Source organism: Vibrio sp. OPT46, assembly GCF_015163535.1.
Taxonomy (GTDB): Bacteria; Pseudomonadota; Gammaproteobacteria; order Enterobacterales; family Vibrionaceae; genus Vibrio; species Vibrio alginolyticus.
In genome coordinates this window covers 3,470-4,008 of record NZ_JADDYG010000490.1, presented here as the reverse complement: position 1 = coordinate 4,008, position 539 = coordinate 3,470, and the positions used below count along the sequence as shown (strand labels likewise).

Annotated in this window: 1 protein-coding gene; it reads left to right on the top strand. The window is 40.6% G+C overall.

Translation table 11 applies throughout. The annotated features are described in order from the left end of the window. On the top strand, positions 1–539 hold a 539-nt coding region (locus IQR33_RS20665; protein WP_193844004.1), incomplete at both ends, for a hypothetical protein.

The window sequence follows — 539 nt, the reverse complement described above, 5'->3', positions numbered from 1 at the left end:
CTAAGTTTGTTGACCAAAGTTTGTATGACCTTGAACTGAAGGAAATGCCTAAGCCCTGGTTAATCTCAACTTTAGAAAACAAACTAAAACTGTTATCAGAAATGATGACCTCAGAGTCAGTAGACCTAGATTGGTTTGATGAAGTAGTTGATTTGATTCGCCGCTCTGGTGAAACCGAACGACTAACGGACAAAGTAAAGCAACTTTTGGTGTCGCTTCCGGTTTACAAAATTAGTGGCTCTAGAGCTTGCACGCTACAAGACTTAGCTTCCGGAGGGAAAGTTCCTTACCTAGAGGTAAAAGCTGATAACAGAGAGCATTATGAGAAGCTTGGAGTTTGTCTTTTTGATAAACAATGGGTACAGAGCTATCAAAAGCTGAACGATCTTTTAACACCTAACTTTAGCCCTCTCAGTAGCATCACCAATGAGGTTGTCTTGGCTCATATTGCTAAGATGAATGAGTCAACAAAGTCCTTTTTGGAAATCCCAGCCTTTAGACACTTTGTCCTTCGCTCTATTGGTAGAGCGGATAAAACT